At 70.4% G+C, this 19,808-nt stretch carries 14 protein-coding genes and 1 tRNA gene; all 15 read right to left on the bottom strand.

Annotated features, from left to right (window positions below):
• Positions 1-21: 21 nt before the first annotated feature.
• Positions 22-954 carry a UDP-N-acetylmuramate dehydrogenase gene (gene murB / locus FJY74_05665; GenBank protein ID MBM3307794.1) on the bottom strand — a complete coding sequence of 311 codons (933 nt, stop codon included), beginning with the start codon at positions 952-954 and terminating at the stop codon, positions 22-24.
• The gene (locus tag FJY74_05660) at positions 951-2,342 is read right to left on the bottom strand and encodes a UDP-N-acetylmuramate--L-alanine ligase (protein ID MBM3307793.1); all 1,392 of its coding nucleotides are present in this window, start codon (positions 2,340-2,342) and stop codon (positions 951-953) included. Before FJY74_05660 ends, murB begins: the two co-directional genes overlap by 4 nt.
• Positions 2,343-2,344: 2 nt before the next feature.
• Positions 2,345-3,478 (bottom strand): undecaprenyldiphospho-muramoylpentapeptide beta-N-acetylglucosaminyltransferase, encoded by a 1,134-nt coding sequence (gene murG / locus FJY74_05655; GenBank protein MBM3307792.1) that lies wholly within the window; start codon positions 3,476-3,478, stop codon positions 2,345-2,347.
• Positions 3,475-4,647, bottom strand: a complete 1,173-nt coding sequence (locus FJY74_05650) for a cell division protein FtsW (GenBank protein ID MBM3307791.1) — start codon at positions 4,645-4,647, stop codon at positions 3,475-3,477. Before FJY74_05650 ends, murG begins: the two co-directional genes overlap by 4 nt.
• Complete coding sequence (gene murD, locus FJY74_05645) at positions 4,644-6,041, bottom strand: UDP-N-acetylmuramoyl-L-alanine--D-glutamate ligase (GenBank protein ID MBM3307790.1); 1,398 nt, start codon at positions 6,039-6,041, stop codon at positions 4,644-4,646. Before murD ends, FJY74_05650 begins: the two co-directional genes overlap by 4 nt.
• Positions 6,042-6,115: 74 nt before the next feature.
• Positions 6,116-7,198 carry a phospho-N-acetylmuramoyl-pentapeptide-transferase gene (locus tag FJY74_05640; protein ID MBM3307789.1) on the bottom strand — a complete coding sequence of 361 codons (1,083 nt, stop codon included), beginning with the start codon at positions 7,196-7,198 and terminating at the stop codon, positions 6,116-6,118.
• A gap of 40 nt (positions 7,199-7,238) precedes the next feature.
• The gene (locus tag FJY74_05635) at positions 7,239-8,549 is read right to left on the bottom strand and encodes a UDP-N-acetylmuramoyl-tripeptide--D-alanyl-D-alanine ligase (GenBank protein MBM3307788.1); all 1,311 of its coding nucleotides are present in this window, start codon (positions 8,547-8,549) and stop codon (positions 7,239-7,241) included.
• A gap of 69 nt (positions 8,550-8,618) precedes the next feature.
• Positions 8,619-10,160, bottom strand: coding sequence for a UDP-N-acetylmuramoyl-L-alanyl-D-glutamate--2,6-diaminopimelate ligase (locus FJY74_05630; GenBank protein MBM3307787.1), 1,542 nt, complete (start codon positions 10,158-10,160; stop codon positions 8,619-8,621).
• Positions 10,161-10,176: 16 nt separating this feature from the next.
• The gene (locus tag FJY74_05625; GenBank protein ID MBM3307786.1) at positions 10,177-12,297 is read right to left on the bottom strand and encodes a transpeptidase family protein; all 2,121 of its coding nucleotides are present in this window, start codon (positions 12,295-12,297) and stop codon (positions 10,177-10,179) included.
• Positions 12,278-12,646, bottom strand: a complete 369-nt coding sequence (locus FJY74_05620) for a cell division protein FtsL (protein ID MBM3307785.1) — start codon at positions 12,644-12,646, stop codon at positions 12,278-12,280. The genes FJY74_05625 and FJY74_05620 overlap by 20 nt, the downstream gene beginning before the upstream one ends.
• On the bottom strand, positions 12,643-13,581 hold the full coding sequence (gene rsmH / locus FJY74_05615) for a 16S rRNA (cytosine(1402)-N(4))-methyltransferase RsmH (GenBank protein MBM3307784.1): 939 nt from the start codon (positions 13,579-13,581) through the stop codon (positions 12,643-12,645). Before rsmH ends, FJY74_05620 begins: the two co-directional genes overlap by 4 nt.
• 40 nt (positions 13,582-13,621) lie before the next feature.
• Positions 13,622-14,014, bottom strand: a complete 393-nt coding sequence (locus tag FJY74_05610; GenBank protein ID MBM3307783.1) for an STAS domain-containing protein — start codon at positions 14,012-14,014, stop codon at positions 13,622-13,624.
• Positions 14,011-14,493, bottom strand: a complete 483-nt coding sequence (mraZ, locus tag FJY74_05605) for a division/cell wall cluster transcriptional repressor MraZ (GenBank protein ID MBM3307782.1) — start codon at positions 14,491-14,493, stop codon at positions 14,011-14,013. The genes FJY74_05610 and mraZ overlap by 4 nt, the downstream gene beginning before the upstream one ends.
• Before the next feature lie 152 nt (positions 14,494-14,645).
• On the bottom strand, positions 14,646-19,379 hold the full coding sequence (locus tag FJY74_05600; protein MBM3307781.1) for a VCBS repeat-containing protein: 4,734 nt from the start codon (positions 19,377-19,379) through the stop codon (positions 14,646-14,648).
• Between the two features lie 337 nt (positions 19,380-19,716).
• Positions 19,717-19,793, bottom strand: a tRNA-Ala gene (locus FJY74_05595).
• Between the last annotated feature and the right edge of the window lie 15 nt (positions 19,794-19,808).

Raw genomic sequence — 19,808 nt, 5'->3', positions numbered from 1 at the left:
CGCTCGCGCCCGGGGGCGCGATCAGCCGCCGTGGCGCCCCACGATCTCGATCTCGAGCTCGAGCCTGACTCCCGCATCCGCGAACACCCTCTTCCGAATGAGCTCCACGAGATCCTCGACGTCCTCGGGTGTCGCCCCGCGGTCGTTGAGGATGTAGTTCGCGTGCACGTCCGACACCACCGCCCCGCCCACTCGCGCGCCCTTGAGCCCGGCGGCCTCGATGAGCCTGCCCGCCACCAGGCCCTCGGGGTTCCGGAACACGCACCCGGCGCTCCGCATCCCGACGGGCTGCGTCTTCCACTTGCTCTCGAGCACCTCGCGCTGCCGCGCCGCGACCGCGGCCGGCTCGCCGGGCTCGACGGAGACGACCGCCTCCTCGATCACCGACGCCGCGGGGATTCCGATGCGCCGGTAGCGGGTGTCCAGCTCGGCGGCGGTCACGCGCCTCGACGGCTTCCCCGGCTCGAAGACCGTGATCTCGCGCAGCCGCTCGCCCACGGAGACGCCGAAGCTCCCGGCGTTCGTGACGACGGCGCCGCCCGCGCTTCCGGGGATCCCCGAGAGCCCCTCGAGACCGGAGAGGCCCTTCTCCGCGCAGAAGGAGAGCAGGCGCGCGAGGTCCACGCCGCTTCCGACGACGACCTCCCCGCCCCGCCGCTCCATGCGCGTGAACGCCCGTGAGACGGCCATGACGCAGCCCTCGATGCCGCCGCTTCGCACGAGCAGGTTCGTGCCGCGCCCGAGGAGCCTCACCGGCACCCGCTCGTCGGCGAGATACGCCGCCGCGTCCTTGAACGCGCCGGGGGAGTCGGGGGCGACGAAGAGGTCGGCGGGGCCGCCGAGCCCGAACGAGGTATGCCGCGCCATGGGCTCGCCCGTCCGCACGCGCCCGGGAGCGATTCTCTCGAGCTCCTCGACGATGCCTGCGCGGATGTCCACCTCGACAGCCCTCAACGTCCGCCCGCCTGCTCGCGCGCGCGAAGCGCCGCGAGGACCCTCTCGCCCACCTTGTGGATGTCGCCGGCGCCGAGCGTCAGGACGACGTCGCCCGGCCTCACGATCTCCATGGCGCGCTCGTAGAGCGCGTCCATGTCCTCGACGTACTCCGCGCTCCGGTGGCCGGAGCGCTGCGCGGCCTCGACGATGCTCGCCCCGCTCACGCCGGGGATCGGCGTCTCGCTCGCCGCGTAGATGCCCGTCACGAGGAGGACGGTCGCGTCGTAGAAGGAGCGGCCGAAATCCTCTCCGAGCTTCTGGGTTCGGGTGTAGCGGTGCGGCTGAAACAGCACGACGAGTCGTCGGTGCCACTTCGAGACGGCCGCGGAGAGCGTCGTGCGGATCTCCGCGGGATGGTGCCCGTAGTCATCCAGAACAAGCACATTGCAGGCCTCCCCCTTGATCTCGAACCTCCTGGAAATGCCCTCGAACTCCCTGAGCGCGCGCGCGATGTCGCAGAACGGCACCCCGAGCTCGAGGCCCACGGCGACGGCCGCGAGCGAGTTGTAGACGTTGTGAAGCCCGGGCATGGCGATCTCGATGCGCCCGACCTCCGCCCCCGCCGCCACGACGGTGAACACGCTCGTGCCGTTCGACGCCTCGACGTCGAGCACGTGAACGTCCGCCTGGCCGGCGAGGCCGTACGTGATCACCCTGCGCGCGATGTCCGGGATGATCGCCTGGATGTTCTGCTGGTCGAGGCAGACCACGGAGCACCCGTAGAACGGGACGCTGTTGGCGAACCTCGTGAACGCGCGTTTGATCTCGTCGAGCCCCGAGTAGTAGTCGAGGTGCTCCTCGTCCACGGTCGTCACGACCGTGATGGTCGGCGACAGCTTCAGGAACGACCCGTCGCTCTCGTCCGCCTCGGCGACGATGTACTGGCTCGCCCCGAGCCGCGCGCCGCTCTCCATCGCCTTGATGCGCCCGCCCACGACGACCGTGGGGTCCAGCCCGCCCGCCGAGAGGACCGCCGCGATGAGCGACGTGGTCGTCGTCTTCCCGTGCGTGCCGCCCACGGCGACCGAGAACTTCATCCGCATGAGCTCGGCGAGCATCTCGACCCGCGGGATGACCGGCACCAGTCGCTCGTGGGCCGCGACGACCTCGGGGTTGTCCGGAGCGACGGCGGTCGAGGTCACCACGACGTCGGCGCCCTCGATGTTGGCCGCCGCGTGCCCGACGTGCACGCGCCCCCCGAGCTTCTGGAGACGGTCCGTGGTCTCGGAGCGCTTGAGGTCCGATCCCGACACCGCGAAGCCCAGGTTGAGCAGGACCTCGGCGATGCCGCTCATGCCGGCCCCGCCGACGCCCACGAGATGCACGCGCTTCACGCGTCCGAACATCGTCACGCCGCGTGCCCTCCTCTCGACGAGCCCACCCGCGCCCCGCGCCCCCGTGCGAGCGCCAGGGTTGCTCGCGCGACCCGGTCAGCCGCGTCGGGCCGCGCGAGCTTCCTGGCGCCGTCCGCCATGGACGCGAGGAGCGGCGTGTCGTCGAGAAGCGCGAGGACCTTCTCGGCGAGGGCGCGGCCTGACAGCGCGCCGTCCTCGACCACGACGGCCGCGCCGCCGCGCTCGAACGCGCGCGCGTTCCTGAGCTGGTGGCCCTCCGTGGCGTGCGGGTAGGGCACGAGGATCGAGGGCCGCCCGACGAGCGCGATCTCGGCCAGCGTCGTCGCGCCCGCCCTCGCGACGACGAGGTCGCTCGCCGCGTACGCGCGCCCGACGTCGTCGAAGAACGCCTCGACGACCGCCCGCGCGCCGGCCTTCCCGGCGGCCTCGCGGACGCTCTCGAGGTCGTCGCGCCCGGTCTGCGCGACGATCGCCGTCCCCGTCCGCGCGAACTCGCCCATCGCGCCGGCGACGGCCTCGTTGATCCTCCGCGCGCCGCGGCTCCCGCCCAGCGCGAACACCACGCGCCCGGCGTCGGGAAGCCCCAGCGAGCGGCGCGCCGCGTCGCGCGAGAGCCCGGCGAGGCCGGCGCGCACGGGGTTCCCGGAGATCACGACCTTGCGCGCGCGCGGCAGCCACGCCGCCGTGTCGTCGAAGCTCACGTGGACCTCCGCCGCGAGCCGCGAGAGGAGGCGCGTCGCAAGCCCGGGCCACGAGTTCTGCTCCTGCAGCACCACGGGGACGCCGAGCGTGCGCGCCGCGAGGATGGGCGGCACGCTGATGAACCCGCCGGTCCCGATCGCGGCCGCGGGGCGGCTGCCCGCAAGGACCGTGAGGGACCTGGCGTAGCCGCCGGCGACGACGAAGGGCATCGCGACGTTCCTCGCCTCCACGCCGCGCGCAAGCCCCATCGCCGGCACCGCGGCGAAGCGCCTGCCCGTCCCGGTCACGACCCGCTCCTCGATCGACCCGCGACGCCCCATGAAGAAGACCTCGGTTCCCGGCGCGAGCTGCTCCAGCGCGTCCGCGATCGCGACGCCCGGGAAGATGTGTCCTCCGGTCCCTCCGCCGGCGATCATGATCCTCACGGGCGCTCCCTTCGCGCCCCCTCCGCGTCCGACCGGCGCCGCTCGGCGCCGACGAGGACGGGCCGCCCGCCGCTGTCCAGGAGCGGCCGCTTGGACATGTTGAGGAGGATGCCGACGGCCGCCATGTTCACGATGAGCGACGACCCGCCGTAGCTCACGAACGGGAGCGGAAGCCCCGTGGTCGGGATGAGCGCGGTCACGACGGCGATGTTGATGGCGGCGTACACCGTCACCATGGCGGTGAGCCCGCCCGCGAGGAGCGTCCCGTAGAGGTCCGGCGCGCGCTTCGCCACGCGCAGCCCGCGCACCATGAGCAGGACGAACACGACGACGAGCCCCGCCGTGCCGACGAGCCCCAGCTCCTCGCCCCAGATCGAGAACGCGAAGTCCGTGTGCGAGTCCGGAATGAAGGCGCGCTGACGGCTCGCCCCCACGCCGAGCCCGACGACGCTGCCCGATCCCAGCGCCACGAGCGACTGGAAGATCTGGTACGCCGCGCCCCTGAGGTCGAGCCCCTCGAGCGAGAGGTCGAACGTCGGCTTCCACACGGCGACGCGCGAGGAGATGTAGCCGATGTGACGGACGAGGAACCCGACGCCGATCACGGATGCGCCGACGAGCGCAAGGAGATGGCGCAGGCGGACGCCCCCGAGGAAGAGCATGACGGAGATGAGGGCGACGAGCCCGAGCGCGCTTCCGTAGTCCGGCTGAACCGCGACGAGACCCACGACGGCGAGCGCGACGGCCAGCCACGGGACGACGCCCCTGAAGAAGTCGTCCAGTGAGTCCTGCCGGCGCGCGAGCACGTCCGCGAGGTACACGACGAGCGCGAGCTTGGCGAGCTCGCTCGGCTGGAACATGAGCCAGAACCCGCGCATGCCGCGGACCGGATCGGCGAACACGAGCGTGAGCGCGAGCAGCCCGATCGCGAAGAAGATGCCCTTGCGGGCGTGCTTCCGGTAGGCGCGGTAGTCCACGTGGTACGCGGCCAGCATCGCGATCACGCCGAGCGCCGCGCGGAGGACGTTCCGGCGGAGGAACACGTTCGTCCCGCCGAAGCTCCGCTCCGCGATGTGCGCGCTCGCCGTGTACACCGTGAGCATCCCGACGAGCACGAGCACGGCGGTGATCCAGATGAGCCACCTGTCGCAGCGCACGGCGCCCTTCACCCGCGCCCTCCCCCGGGCCCGCCCCCGCGTTCCGCGGCGAGGCGAAGCACCTCGGCCTTGAACTGCCGGCCCCGGTCCTCGTAGTCGGCGAACATGTCGAAGCTCGCGCACGCCGGCGAGAGCAGCACGACGTCACCGGCGGACGCGGCCGCCGCGGCGGCGCGCACGGCCTCGCGGAGCGACCCGGCGCGCTCGACGGGCGCCGAGCCGGCGAGCGCCGCCTCGAGCTTCGCCGCGGCCTCGCCGATCGTGACGACGCGCTTGACGCGCGCCGCGACGAGCGTCGAGAGCACGCCGAAGTCCGCGCCCTTGTCCCTCCCGCCCGCGATGAGGACGATCGGCCGCTCGTAGCTGCGCAGCGCGAAGCTCACGGCGTCCACGTTGGTCGCCTTCGAGTCGTTGACGTACGCGACGCCGTCGATCTCGGCGACCCGTTCCAGCCGGTGCGGAAGCGGCGCGAAGCACCGAAGCACGCGCGCCGCGTCGGCCGCGGAGACGCCCACGGCCATCGCGGCCGCCGTCGCCGCGAGCGCGTTCGCGAGGTTGTGCGGCCCGGGGATGCCGAGCTCCCGCGCCGGGAGCACGGGCTCGTCCTTCCCGGCCGCCTGCGACACGATGATCCCCTCCCTCACGAACACGCCGCCCTTCGCCTCGCGAAGCGCGCTCACGGGGACGACCCTCGACCGCAGCGTGTCAGCCGCAGCCGCCACGGCGGGGTCGTCCACGTTGAGCACGGCGGTGTCCGTCGCTTCCTGGTTCATGAAGATCCGCCGCTTCGACGCCGCGTACGCGTCCATCGACGGGTAGCGGTCGAGGTGGTCCTCCGTGACGTTGAGAAGCACGCCGACGCGCGGACGGAACGCCTCGATCGTGTCGAGCTGGAAGCTCGAGACCTCGGCGACGATGTACCCCTCCTCGGGAACGCTCATCACCTGGTCGGCGAGCGCGATGCCGATGTTGCCGCCGACGAGGACGGGCCGGCCCGTGGTCTTCACGAGCTCGCCCGTGAGCGCGGTGGTGGTCGTCTTCCCGTTCGTCCCCGTCACGGCGACCCAGCTTCCTTTCGAGAACGCGTAGGCGAGCTCGATCTCCCCGATCACCCGCACGCCCAGCGCCCTTGCCTCCGCGACGACCGGCGCGTCCTGCGGCACGCCCGGGCTCAGGACCATGAGGTCCGCGCCGCGGACGAGCCCCGTCGGGTTCTCACCGAGCACGACGCGCGCGCCGCGCCCGGCCCAGCTCCGGGCGAGCGCCCGCAGCTCCTCCGTCGCCCGGAGATCCGTCGCGACGACGGAGCTTCCACAAGCCAAGAGGAGCTCGACGGCCGCGCGGCCGCTCCTCGCCAGCCCCACCACGAGCACCGTGCGCGACCTCAGATCGAGCGGCGTCCGCATGGGCGGATGCCCCTCCCCTCGCCGATGTCCTCTGCCCGCTTCCACCGATCCACCCCGTCTTCACACCGCTCTCCCTACTGGAGTTTGAGTGTCGAGAGAGCCAGCACGACGAACAGCGCTCCGACGATCCAGAACCTCACGACCACCTTGCTCTCGTGCCACCCGCGCTTCTGGAAGTGATGATGGAGAGGCGCCATGAGGAAGACGCGCCGCCCCGTGAGCTTCACCGAGAGGATCTGGATGATGACGGAGAGCGCCACGATGACGAACAGCCCGCCGACGATGACGAGCCAGATCTCCTTCTTGATGAGGACGGCGAGCGTCCCGAGCGCGCCGCCGACGGCGAGCGCCCCGGTGTCGCCCATGAAGATCTCCGCGGGATGGGCGTTGTACCACAGGAACCCCATCCCGGCGCCCATGAGCGAGGCACAGTAGACCGCGAGCTCTCCGGTGCCGGCAATGTAGGGGACGTTCAGGTAGTCGCTGAACTTGACGTTCCCCGTGATGTAGCTCATGGCCGCGAACGCGAGCGCGCAGAACACCGCAAGGCCGATCGCCAGGCCGTCCAGCCCGTCCGTGAGGTTCACCGCGTTCGAGCTTCCCGTGATGACGAGCATCACGAACACGATGTAGGCGGGGCCGAGCGAGATGACCCAGTCCTTCAGGAACGGCACCTCGACGTCCGAGGGGCTCGCGACCGTGTTCCGGACGTAGATCAGCGTGCCGACCAGAAGACCGAGGCCGAGCTGGCCCGCGATCTTGTACCGGGCGATGAGGCCCTTGGGGCGGCGCTTGACCACCTTGAGGTAGTCGTCCGCGAACCCCACGAGACCGAGCCACGCCGTGGCGAGCATCACGATCCACACGAACTCGTTGTCGAGCCGGGCCCACAGGAGCGTCGGCACGAGCGTGGCGACGAGGATCAGAAGACCGCCCATCGTGGGCGTGTCGGCCTTCGTGACGTGCGACTCCGGCAGGAACTCGCGGACGCCCGCCGTGAGCTGGCGCCGCCGGAGCATCTTCAGGAAGAGGGGGCCGAGGAGGAAGCTTATGAGCAGGGCCGTGATCGCCGCGTACGCCGAACGGAAGGTGATGTAGCGGAACACATTGAGGGCGGAAAAGGTGCCACTGAGGGGATACAGCAGGTGATAGAACATGACGGCCCTTCTGTCGATGGGGAGCCTGGACCCCGCCGAGTCAGGAGACCTTCGTCTCCGTCGTCAGCAACTCAACCACTTCCTCCATGCGCATTCCGCGCGACCCCTTCACGAGCACGACAAGCGACCCGCCCTCGGCGCCCTCCCGAAGCGCGTCCACGAGCGCCCGCCTGTCAGTGAAGTGCCTCGCCCGGTCGGGCGACATGCCTGCGGCGATGGCCCCCGCCCTCGCCGCCTGCATCTCCCGCCCGACCGCATACAGCACACCGATGCCGAGTCCGGCCACGAGCCGCCCCGCGTCCTCGTGCGCGGCGGCGCTTCGCGGCCCGAGCTCGAGCATGTCGCCGAGGACCGCCGCGGTGGGACGGCCGGCGGCCACCGCCACCAGCGTCTCGAGCGCGGCCCTCAGGGACTCAGGATTGCAGTTGTAGGAGTCGTCGATCACCGTCCACCGCCCGACGCGCGAGACCGACATGCGCCTGGGGGTCGGCCGGAAGCGCGAGAGCGCCTCCGCGGCGCGATCGGCCGGGACGCCGAGCGCCTCGCCCACCGCGATCGCCGCGAGCGCGTTCAGCGCGTTGTGCCGGCCCGGAACGGGTACCGTCACCGTCGGGCCGCCCCGCAGGCGGAAGCGCACGCCGCGGTCCGACTCGGCCACGTCCGTGGCGCGCACGTCGGCCTTCTCGCCGAGACCGAACGTGATGACCCTGCACCGGGCTCGGCCCGCCTGCGACATCACGCGCGTGTCGTCGCCGTTGAGCACGGCCGTGCCGTCGCCCGGAAGCGCGTCGAGCATCTCGGCCTTGCCGCGGGCGATCTCCTCGACGCTCCCCGCGGTCTCGAGGTGTGCCTCGGAGACGTTCGTGATGACGCCCACCCGCGGCCCGGCGATGGCCGCGAGCCGCGCGATCTGCCCCGGCCGGTCCATGCCCATCTCGACGACGGCGGCCTCGTGGGCGCGCTCGAGCCCGAGGAGCGTGAGCGGCACGCCGATCTGGCTGTTGAGGTTGCCCTCGGTCCTGAGCGTGCGGCGCGTCGTCGCGAGCACGGCCGCGCACATGTCCTTCGTCGTCGTCTTGCCGTTCGTCCCCGTGACGCCGACGACGTCGAGCGCGAAGCGCCGCCGGTACCACGCCGCGAGGTCGCCGAGCGCCGAGACGGTGTCGCGGACGACAAGGGTCCGACCGGAGATGCTCTTTGTCGCCGCGGTCTCGGAAACGACGGCCGCGACAGCGCCGCGCGCGAACGCGTCGCCGACGAAGGCGTGGCCGTCGAACCGCTCCCCGCGGACGGCGAAGAACACCTCGCCCGCGCCGACGGCCCTCGAGTCGGTGGAGACTCCGGTCACCATGACATCGCCCGCCTCCCCTGCGGGCACGCCCAGCGCTTGCGCGACGTCGACAAGGCGAACGCTCTCCATCTACAGCCGGCCCGACCGCAGGTCCGCCACGGCGGCCAGCACCTCCTCCCGGTCGTCGAAGCGGAGCTTCTCGGTGCCGACGATCTGGTAGTCCTCGTGCCCCTTGCCGGCCACGAGGACGATGTCCCCGGCCGACGCCGCGGCGACCGCCCGCCGGATCGCGTCGCGCCTGTTCTCGATGACCTCGATCTCGGCGCGCGCGTCCTCGCCCTTCGTGCCGGCGAGGATGTCTTCGATGATCGCGCCGGGGCTCTCGGTGCGCGGGTTGTCGGACGTGACGATCGCGAGGTCGGCGGCGCCGGCCGCGATCGCGCCCATGAGCGGGCGCTTGCCGCGGTCGCGGTCGCCCCCGCATCCGAAGACGACGAGGAGGCGCCGCGGCGAGAGCTCACGCAGCGCGCCGATCACCTTCTCGAGGGCGTCGGGCGTGTGGGCGTAGTCGACGACGACCGTGAAGTCCTGCCCGCCGTCAACGAGCTGAAGCCGGCCCTCGACGCGGTCGACGGCCTCGAGGCCGGCCGCGATGGCATCGGACCCGATGTTCTGCGAGACCGCCACGCCGGTCGCCGCGAGCGCGTTCATGACGTTGAACGCCGAGATGAGCCTGAGGCGAACCTCGATCGCGCCGGCCGGGGTCACGAACAGGGCCTCGGTGCCGGCCGCCGTGCTCCTCACCGACGACGCGTGGATGTCGCCCTGGGACATCCCGAAGGTGAGCGTGCGCACGCGCGGGGACGACCGCAGCGACGCGACGATGTCCCGTCCGCACGGGTCATCGGCGTTCACGATCGCGGTGGAGCCGGGCTTCCACGCGGCTCCGGCCAGGGCCTCGAAGAGCAGCCTCTTGGCCGCCGCGTACTTCTCGAGGCTGCCGTGAAAGTCGAGATGGTCGCGCGAGAGGTTCGTGAAGGTGGCCGTGTCGATCTTCATGCCCTCGGCGCGCTTGAGCGCAAGCGCGTGCGAGGACACCTCCATGGTGACGGCCGCAACCTCCACGTCCACCATGGAGGCCATGAGCTTCGCCAGGTCGAGCGACTCCGGGCTCGTGCGGTCGCCGGGGTAGCGCCGATCGTCCACGCGGTAGCCCAGCGTCCCGATGACACCCGTGCGCGCCCCGTCGGCCCGCAGGATCGAGTCGACGAGGCACGAGGCGGTCGTCTTGCCGTTCGTTCCCGTGATGGTGTGCACCTTGAGCCGTTCGGACGGCCGGCCGTAGAACTCGTGCGCAACGAGCCCGAGGGCGGCGCGGGTGTCCGGGACGACGATCTCGGGGATCGAGGCCCCGACCTTCTTCTCGACGAGCGCCGCGACGGCGCCCCGACGCGCCGCCTCCTCCACGAACCTGTGGCCGTCCGTCACGAAGCCGGTGATCGCCACGAAGAGGCACCCCTCCCCGACGCGCCGCGAGTCGTACTCGACGGAGCGCACGATCGCCTCGGGCGCCCTCGCGCCGCCCCCGACGGACGATCTCCGCAGGAGGTCGCCGAGCGGCACGGCGGGCGCGTCTCCGTTCATCCGGTGGTTGGCGTCGGGCGGGCGCACCAGATCCTCCACGGCATCACAGCGAGCACGTGACGACGACCCTGTCGCCGGGCCGCGCGTGGCTCCCCGGGACGGGCGACTGGCGGTGAACGACTCCGCTTCCCTCGAACGCGAGCACGAGACCGGACTGGGCCGCAGTCCTGCGCGCCAGCCTGATGCTCATGCCGCGCAGGTCGGGCACCTCGAGCGCGGCCGCGGGCTCGGCGGGCGCCACGACCAGCGCCTCGCGCAGGCCCTGCGCGGCGTCGCCGGCAAGAGCATCGAGCGCCCCGCGGTTCGGGGCCGTGAGGTAGCTCGCGTAGGCGGCTGCGTGCCGGACCGGGGCGTCGGTCGTGAGTCCCCTCGCTCTGCGCTGCTCCATCTCGGGCCCGGCGTAGAGCCCGCCCACGCGCGGCCGGGCGTCGCGGCTCCTCGCGTCCGCCGCCGCGACGTCCTCGCGCGCCGGGCCGCGCACGATGCGCTCGACGACGCGCGCGAACACGGGCGCGGCCACGTCTCCGGCAAGCCCGCGTCCCTCGGGTTCATCGATCACGACGAGGCAGACGATCTCCGGCGCGTCGGCCGGCGCGAAACCGGCGAACGACGACATGGCGCCATCGCGCGAGTACCCGCGACCGTCGGGCAGCGCCTTCTGCGCGGTCCCGGTCTTCCCGGCCACCGTGAGCTCCGAGACGGCCGCCTTCTTGCCCGTTCCCCGCTCCGTGACCGCGACCATGAGCTCCCGCACCTCCGCCGCGACGGCCGGCGCGACAACCTCGCGGACGATGACCGGCTCCGACGCCTGCAGCACGCGCCCGTCCTCACCGATGACGGCGCGGACGATCCTGGGCTCCATGAGCGAGCCGCCGTTGGCGACGGCGGAGTACGCGTTGACCATCTGCAGGGCCGTGACGGCGACCTCCTGGCCGATCCCGATCGTGTGGACGGAGCGCCGGCTCCAGCGCGAGGGCTCGCGGAGCGTGCCGCGGACCTCGCCGGGCAGCGAGATGCCCGTGGGGCAACCGAAGCCGAAGTCGCGCGACCACGCGTAGAGCGACACGGGGCCTACGTCCTCGGCGATCTGCGCGAAGCAGACATTGCTGGACTTCGCGAAGGCGCCGGTGAAGTCGAGCCACCCGTAGCCGCCCTGATGGCAGTCGTGGATGCGGCACGATCCGAAGTGCTTGTCCCCGCGGTTTGCGTGGTACACGGACGACAGGTCCGCCACGCCGGTGGACAGCGCCGCGCACGCCGTGACGAGTTTGAACACGGAACCCGGCTCGAACTGGTCCGTGACCGCGCGGTTCTTCTGGTTGGCGACGGGCGAGGCCTGCGGCCTGTTCGGATCGAACCGCGGCCAGTTGGCCATGGCGAGGACGTCGCCGGTCCACGGGTCCTGGAGGACGATGGTGCCGCCCTCGGCTTTGTTCTCGCGGATGGCGCGCTCGAGCTCGACGTCGGCGATGCTCTGGAGGTCGATGTCGATCGTGAGCACGGTCGAAGCGCCCGCTCTCGGTTCGGCCTTGGTGCTGGCCGGCGTGGCCATCCGACGGCCCATGCTGTCGAGGAAGTAGAGGACCCACGTGTCCGACCCGGAGAGATCGTCGTCGAGCTGCCGCTCGATGCCGCAGATCCCCTGGCCGTCGAGGTCGGTCATCCCGACGACGTGGCACCCGACCTCGCCGAAGGGATAGACGCGCTTGTTCTCCTTGTGGAAGCCGATGCCGGGCAGCTGCATCTCCTCGAGCGCCCGCGCCTCGGCCGGCGTGACCTGGCGCTTGATCCACACGAAGGCTCTCTTCGAGGCGAGAAGCGAAGCGTAGCGCTCGGCGCTCCCGCCGAGGACGGAAGCGAGCGCCCTCGCCGTCCGCGCCGGCGACTGCACGTCCCCGGGATGAGCGCAGACGGATCTCACGGTGAGGTTGTCCGACAGGGGCACGAGGTTTCGGTCGTAGATGATCCCGCGCTCGGGCGCGAGCCGGACGCGCTCGACGTGCTGCTTCGAGGCGAACGAGGCGAGCCGCGGCGAGTGGACGACCTGGATGACGAAGAGCCTCGCGAGCACGACGACCCAGACGGCGAGCCCCAACACGATCCCCGCCCGGAGCCGTCTCTCGTGAACGACCATCGCGTCGTGCCTACCCGTTGTCGGCACCACGGACGCCCCTCCTCGCGTAGATCGTCTGCTCCGGGACCGTCCGGGCGTGCTCGGCGCCCAACCGGACGACCTCGTCCCCGGCCGGGTAGCGCAGACCCAGGTGCTGCGTGGCGTGGAGCTCGATGCGCTCGCGTCCCGCGAGCCCCGCGCACTCCATCCTGAGGAACCCGATCTCGGCCTCGAGACGTTCCTTCCTGTCCTCGAGACCCTCGATGGACGAGGCCAGCCGCGACGCGTAGATGTGTTCCCAGACGCAGATCATCCCCGTCGCGAGCGCGGCGACCCAGAGCACGACGCCCCGGGCGTGGACCGAGCTCAGCCTCACCGCGATGCGCGCGCCCCGTCTCATGGCATCTCTCCCCGCCCCAGCTTCTCCGCGGCGCGCAGCTTCGCGGAGCGAGCGCGCGGGTTCGCTGCGATCTCCGCGTCCCGGGGCGTCACGACGCGCTTCGTGAGGACTCGCAGGGTCGGCGTGCGCCCGCACACGCACGTCGGGAGGTCGCGCGGGCACACGCAGGGGCGCTCGCACGCCGCGAAGTGCCGCTTGACGATCCTGTCCTCGAGGGAGTGGTACGAGATCACCGCCACGCGCCCGCCGGGCTTCAGGATCTCCAGGGCCTGGGCGAGACCCGAGGCGAGGTTGTCGAGTTCCGCGTTGACGGCGATCCTGAGCGCCTGGAAGACGCGCGCGAGCGTCTTCACACGCTTCTGGGGCCTCGTCGCAGCCACGGCGTTCGCAAGGTCCGTGGTCGTGCGGAGTCCGCCCGCGTCGCGGGCCTCGAGGATGGCACGCGCGATCGGATGCGCTCGCTTCTCCTCGCCGAAGTCGCTGATGATCTGTGCGAGGGTGCGCTCGGTGGCGCAGCCGATCACGTCGAGCGCCGTCTCGGGAAGCGCCGGGTCGAGCCGCATGTCGAGCGGCCCGTCGGACGAGAACGAGAGGCCGCGGCGGGAGTCGTCCAGCTGAAGCGAGGAGAAGCCCAGGTCGAACAGGACCCCGTCGGCGGCTCCGCAGCCGTGGCCGGCGGCGATGGTCGCGAGATCCGAGAAGTTGCCCACGGTCAACTCCACCCTGCCGCCGAAGGGGGACAGCGCGCGTCCGGCCGCCTCGAGGGCCGACGGGTCCAGGTCGATGCCGAGGAGCCTGCCCGTGGGCGCGTTGTTCAGGATGGCCCGGGCGTGCCCACCGCCGCCGACCGTGCAGTCCACGTAGGTGCCGTCGCTGCGAGTCACGACCAGCGACACCACCTCCGCCGTCATGACCGACAGGTGCTGACCCTGCATCGGTGCTCTGTTCTGCAAGTGCGGTACGCGGTTCTATCGATCAGGACTGCCGCGAAGGGGCGGGCCGCGCCTGCCTGAGCGCGCGCGACTCCGCAAGGCCCTGAGGCCTCCTGGCTCCCCCCGCGTCAGGCCCATGCGCCTCGAGTACATCGGCCAGGCCGGCGAACAGCAGGATGTCGCGAACGTACGGCTTGAGACCCCGAAGCCGCATGTCGCCGGCGTAGGACCGGACAAGCTCGAACTGCCGGGCCAGCATCGTCGCGTCGCGATAGCTCACGTGGTCGACGCCGCCGAAGTCGAGGACGATCCTCGTTCGGCGCGCGGTCAGGTGCCCGACGAGCTCGTGACGCAAGTCGCTCAGATCGCGGCCCGCCACGCTCCCCGCGACGGAGAGGACGACGGCATCATCGGTCAGCGTGCGCTCGATCGTCACGTGCGCCGTCCCTTGGGCCGCTCGTCGGCGCCGCGCGGCTGTGCGCCGGGCTCTTCGAGAAGCGTCTCGGCGACCTCCTCGAAGGAGAGCCCGAACTCCTTCTCGTATGTCCGATACGTCTCGGGGTTCCAGAGCTCGATCCGCGTGAGCGCGCCGATGACGAGCACCTCCCCGTCGAGGTGCGCGAGCTTGCGCAGCGCCGGCGGGATCATGATGCGCCCGTGGGCGTCCACGCTCGTGTCCTCGGCGTTCGAGGACATCTGCCGAACGTAGAAGCGCGCGTGCCTGGACTCGAGGCTGAGCGACACGAGCTTCTCCTCGAGGCGCTTCCACTCGCTCTTCAGAAACACGAAGAGGCAGTCGTCGAGTCCCCGCGTCACCACGTACGCCTGCCCCGCCGCCTTGCCGTACTTGGAGGGCAGGGCGAGACGCCCTTTGTCGTCCATGGTGCGCAGGGACTGCCCGCGGAAGGTCGCCACGCGATCCTCGCCTCTTTCCCACTTCTGCCCACCTCTGCCCACGGCGGGGATGTTAGGCTCGACCTCCCGGGCTGTCAAGGGCAAAAAAGGCCGAGGGGCCCCGGCCTGAGCCGGGGCCCCTCGAGCGGGGCGCCTCTGATGTCTGGGAGGACCTACTTGATGAGCGTCATCTTCCGCACGCGCGCGACCTCTCCGACGGTCAGCCGGCAGAAGTACACGCCCGAGGCCGAGCGGAACCCGTGGTCGTCCTTGCCGTCCCAGACCCTGACGTGCCTGCCGGAATCCAGGTGCTCGTCAACCAGGGTCCGCACGACCGAGCCGTCCAGCGCGTGGATCGTCACGCGGACGGGCGCCTGCCCATCGGAATCGGGGACGTGGAACGCGATCGTGGTCACGGGGTTGAAGGGATTCGGGCAGTTCTGCGCGAGCACAGGCCCCGCCTGGAGTTCCGAGGTATCGTCGCCGTCGTCCACACCGACGGGGATGCTGAAGGAGTAGTTCTGCGTTCTCCACGCGTCGTGCAGGAAGCTCCCCCACTGCACACGGTCCCCTCCGGCGTACTGCCCGGCGCAGTCCCACACGTACACGTTGCCGTCCATCGAGCCGATAACGACCTCGACATCGCCGTCGCCGTCCAGATCCGCCACGGTCGGGCTCCCGTAGATCTCAGCGTCCGTCTGGATGGGCCACCCGGCGAGCAGCGCTCCGTTCGCATCGTAGGCGTACAGCCGGCCGCTGTCGCAGCCGATGACGATCTCCATGCCGGGATCACCGTCGATGTCCGCGACCACGGGGCTCGAGCCGCAGCTGGCGCCCATGAGCTGCGGCCAGCCCGGGAGCATGGTGCCCAGGTAGTCCCTCACGGTGATCCGCCCGTCGGACGAGACCTGGATGTACTCGAGGTTCCCGTCGCCGTTGACATCCGCGAGCACGGGAGACGGTGGGAAGTCGCCGTCGATGTACAGCGACTTCGGCCAGCCAGGCATCACCGTCCCGTTGGCTCTGAGAAGCCAGTGCTTGCCCGCGTTCGACGCCACGGCGATCTCAAGCAGGCCGTCGTTGTTCACGTCACCGACGGCGGGCGAGCAGACGGACTTCGCCTCGCAGTTGAACGGCCATCCGGGAACCGTGGTACCGTTGGCGTTCAGAGCGTAGATCTTACCGTCCGCCCCTGGCTGGATGATCTCGAGCTCCCCATCGCCGTCGATGTCCGCCACCGCGGGCGAGCCGTACGGCCACGTCGCCCCCAGCCACTTGAAGACACCGATCGTCAGCGGGTTGTTGTCGCCGTCGATGTACTCGGTACCGTTGTGTCGCCAGCAGTAGAGGAAGCCGTCGGCGCACGGGATGAGGATCTCCGCGCGGCCGTCTCGATCGAGGTCCGCGAGCGCCGGCGACGCCCAGCAGAAGCGTGTGGTCGTCACAGGCCACCCGGGCAGGACGGTGCCGTTCTCCGCGTTCCACGCGAACACCTGATACGCCGGCGACTGAGGCGTTCCGACGTTCGTCCAGGCCGCGCATACGACCTCCAGCCCGGGATCGCCGTCCACCTCACCCACGGCCACGGAGGCGCGGTATCCACCCTGCCCCTGGGCCGCGAGGATCCCGGCCGTGCGCGGATCGCCGTCGCCGTCGAGGAGTTCGCTGCCGGTGTGGTGCCACGCGTAGATCTCCTCCGACGCGATGATGATCTCGAGGTCGCCGTCGCCATCGACATCAACCGCGGCCGGGCTCGAGTACATCCCCCCGCCCGTGGCGAGCGGCCAGCCGATCTGACTTGGCGGATTGGTCGAGATCGAGAGCACCGGGCATGCCGAGCCCACGTGACCCGACGAGTCCACGGCCACGACGTAGAAGTGGTACAACCTGTTCTCGTCGAGGCCCTTGTTCGCGAAGTAGGACGTCCTTCCGGTCAGCGCCGCGGTGGCCTTCACGTACGGCCCCGCGAGCGCCGTGGCCCGATACACGTCGTACCCCTTGAGGTCGGGAGCCGCGACGGGACGCCAGGAGAGCTCGATCGTCGTACCCTTCACCTTTCCGCCGAGCGAGTCCGTCGCCGCGGGAGCCGCGAAGTCGAGCCCGGAACTCCACGTCTTCCCGTACGTGTCCGAGAGCGCGAGGACCATGCGCCGGGTCGGAGCCGAGTGCAACGTGAAGACGAACCCACCCGAACCGGACACGATGCTCCCCGCGGGGACGTCGCCCCACGAGTCCACGCTGTCTGAGACGGCGACCTCGCTCCCCGGGTACCTGAGCTTGCCCGTCAGCGACTTCGCATCGCCGTTGCCGTCGTTGAGGACGTCCACCGAGAGAGCGATCGTCTCGCCGACCTCGATGACGCCGTTGCCGTTGCCTTCAAGCTCGACCACGTCGAGATAGACCTGCATGGGGTTCGGCCGGAACACGCGGCAGACGAGCGTCTGGTTCCAGATGAGGCGCGTCCCCTCGCTGAGCTGGAGCGAGAACTCCACGTCATGCTCATTCGGGCACGTCCCGAGGATCGCCACTCGAAAAGCCTCCCCGACCGTGCTGGGCGCTCCGGCCGCGATCGTGCCGAAGTTCGCCGACCCGTCCTGAATGACGACATACGGGTCGAGCGACGTCAGGGTTCCCGTCACGGCCGTCGCCGTCGACACGCCCGTGTTCCGGACTGTCACATCCAGCTCGATCGTCTCGCTCGCTTCGGCCTTGCCGTTGCCGTTCCCGATGCTCAGCCCGAGGGCGTCATCGTCCACCGACCACGACTCCGCGTACACGTGGGGACCGGAGGCCGCCGTGACGCTCACGGTGGCCTCGTAGGGCAGGTGGTTCGCCGCCGTCACCGTGACCGTGAGCGTGCCGGTCGTGCGCGGCGTGAACGAGAGCGTGAGCTGGCCCGTCGGCCCCGTCTCGCCGCGCGCGTACACCTCCGTGCCCTTTCGCACGCACACGACGGCCCCTGCGACGGCGGACGGGTCCGTCACCGTGAAGCTCATTCCAGATGCCCCGACCTGCAAGGTCCCGGGATGGGACACGAAGAGCGGCTTCGGCCGCGCGGTCCATAGCGGAAGCGCCGGGTCACCCAGATAGACCATGGAGAGCTGCGTCCACCGGTCGGTGTTCTCGTAGCCGGACTCGCCGAAGCTCGCGTGCCGGGCCTTGGCCAGGGCGCAGGTCGCCCCGGCGGCGTTGACAGACGTGTTGTAGAGGACACCGAGCCAGTCCCAGTAGTAGTCGCGGCACGTGGCGGGGAACGCGTAGCGCGTGGGTCCGAACAGCGACGAGGCTCCGCCGTTGGGGTTGTTGACGGCCCGCTCCGCGATGCAGTCGAAGTCGATGGCCGCGCTCGTGCAGTTCAGCAGCCACCAGAAGCCGGAGCGCGACTGACCGTTTGCGAGGGCATCCACGTGGTTCATCATCACGTAGTTGTTCAGGTTCATGCGCATGACGTCCTTGTTGCCGTGCCCGACATGAACAACCACGTTGTAGCCGCGCGTGATCGAGTCGATGGCGGCCTGTGCGCCCAGGGGATACGACCCTGGGAACTGGGTGTGGTTGGCGTAGACGCGCGCGCCGCGGACGCCGCCCGGCACGCTGTCCATTCCCGCCTCGACGATGTCCGCTGCGCCATCGAGGCTGTATGCTCCCCCCTGCCAGTCGTACGGGAACAGAACCTCCGCAAGATAGAGGTTCCGGTCGGTCATCACGGACGCCGGCGTCTTCTCGTACGCCAGGGTCTTGGCGACGAAGTTGGCCGCCTTGAGGGCCGAGTTGACCGGTGCTCTCCCCACGAAGACCTCAGGGTAGAAGTCGACGTCATCGCCCTGATTGGTGTACCCGCGATAGCCCTCGCCGAAGCTGCTGTTCTGGTTGGCGTTCCAGTTGCCCTCGAGCGATGAGTAGTAGATGTCGCCGGGAACGAAGCTCGACCCGTAGTACGTCGTGAAGCAGTAGCGCGGAGGGACGATGTCGGTGTCGCCTCCGAGAAGGACGTAGGTCGTCCCCCACGTCGCGTAGGCGTCCGTGATGAACATCCGGATACGCTCCGCGGTGTCGCAGCCGCCCGGGTAGTTCTGATCGATCCACGACACGGTACGAACCGCGGAGGGAAGTCCCATCTTCGTCCGCCACTCCGCCAGCACATCGAAGTACGGTTTGAGCGTCTGGTTCGTGATGATGACATACTCGACGGCGCTCCCCTCGAGCGAGGGAGCGTAGCGCGGCTGGAAGCCGCGGGCGCCGCTGTCGTCGTCGATCCGAACGCTGCGCGGAGCGAATCGCTCGATGTCGGCTGCGTTCTCCACGAGAGCCGCGATGGCGCGCCCGTGCAGCCGCGAGGAGCTCGGCGTCGACCTCAGCCGTGTGGCCGCGTCGTACGGCGACGGCCTGAGCGAGAGCGTCACGCGCATGTCTCGCGCGAGCCGGAGCTTGCCCGTCCGCGGCTCGTACTGGAGCGGGTACACGGCGATGGCCGCCACGCGATGTCCGCACATGTAGCCGTCACCCAGGTACACGACGCGCTCCGGAGGGAACAGACCCTCCGCGCCATACACCTCGGCGTCGGGGTCCACCCACGCCACCGTCTCGCCGATGGGCGCCTCCGGCTGGATCGGCGCGACCCTGTGCGTCCCGACGAGCTCGCCTTCCCCGAACACCGCCCCCACGCTCTCCACCGTAGCATCGGCGGGGATCACGAAGTGCATGACCCTGACAGGAAGGGCCGGCTGGCCCTCGGCGCCGATCGTCGTGCATCCGTCGATCGTCGGCCGAACGTAGGCGCGCAGCGACTCGAACCGCACGTCGGCCCCGCTGAAGTCGACATCAGCTTCGAGCGTCGCCGGATTCGCTGCGCCCATCGGCAGCGCACCCACGGCAAGCAGCAAGAGAGAGATGAGATGTCCCCGCATGGCGACCTCGCCTTCTCGTGAACTCATGCCAGATACACGAAAGCAGAAGCCCGCGCCCCGGTCCGTTGACCGACACCGCCGTCATCGCGCACCAACAGCAGCCCGAGGTGGATGCCCAGAGGTACGCAACACGTTAGCAGTATCGGTCGGCGCCAGCTCCTGCTCTATTTTGGCAGCCCACGCACGCATGCCGCGTGCGAACTCACCACTCTACTATAGCACATGCCCGCGACGCTGTCAAGGACTCGTCCGGCGCAACGCTGTCGTCCAACGCTCGGTGAACGGCCGCCGGGCGACCTCCCCTGGTCGCCCGGCGGTGTCAGCTCCGGCTGGAGTCTGGTGGAGCCAGCGGGGATCGAACCCGCGACCTCTTGACTGCCAGTCAAGCGCTCATCCCAACTGAGCTATGGCCCCTGATGTCGGCGTATG

This window comes from Candidatus Effluviviaceae Genus I sp., assembly GCA_016867725.1.
Lineage (GTDB): Bacteria > Joyebacterota > Joyebacteria > Joyebacterales > Joyebacteraceae > VGIX01.
The sequence above is the reverse complement of the archived record's forward strand: the minus strand, read 5'-3'. Positions and strand labels throughout refer to the sequence as shown.